The organism is Mesorhizobium sp. M7A.F.Ca.CA.002.15.2.1 (assembly GCF_003998715.1).
In the GTDB taxonomy this organism is placed as follows: Bacteria; Pseudomonadota; Alphaproteobacteria; order Rhizobiales; family Rhizobiaceae; genus Mesorhizobium; species Mesorhizobium ciceri.
In genome coordinates this window covers 1-399 of sequence record NZ_RZPI01001296.1, presented here as the reverse complement: position 1 = coordinate 399, position 399 = coordinate 1, and the positions used below count along the sequence as shown (strand labels likewise).

The window sequence follows — 399 nt, the reverse complement described above, 5'->3', positions numbered from 1 at the left end:
CACTATCTGTTCCAGCTGTGTTCTGCAACCGTTTAAAGTTTAATGAATTTGTTAAGGCTGCTGAAATTATTTGGCGCTTGCCAGCGGGTTACGATCGACGGGCGCCACCTTCGGCAATGCGCCTGCTCACATTGAAATTGTTATGGTTAATGACCTGTGGCTTATCCCCTACCAAAGCTTGGCATTATCTGTCGATCGACCTCGACAAGGGGCGATTGCAACCTTCGGGACGTTCGTTGGCCGTGAACGAAACGGAGCCAAAACGCCAACGTCAGTTGGGCATTTTGGCTGGAAATTCAGCTCTCCGTCATTTGCCAGGCAGTGAGGGCAGCGACGGCGGATCGCCGGGATCGGTGCGTCAGGTAACGGCTTCCTTGACGGCGAAACGCTGGTCCTTCC

1 protein-coding gene is annotated in these 399 nt (G+C 53.4%); it reads left to right on the top strand.

The annotated features are described in order from the left end of the window. Positions 1 to 399, top strand: a 399-nt coding sequence (locus ENZ74_RS34865; protein ID WP_206522430.1) for a hypothetical protein, incomplete at both ends; no start/stop codon positions are given.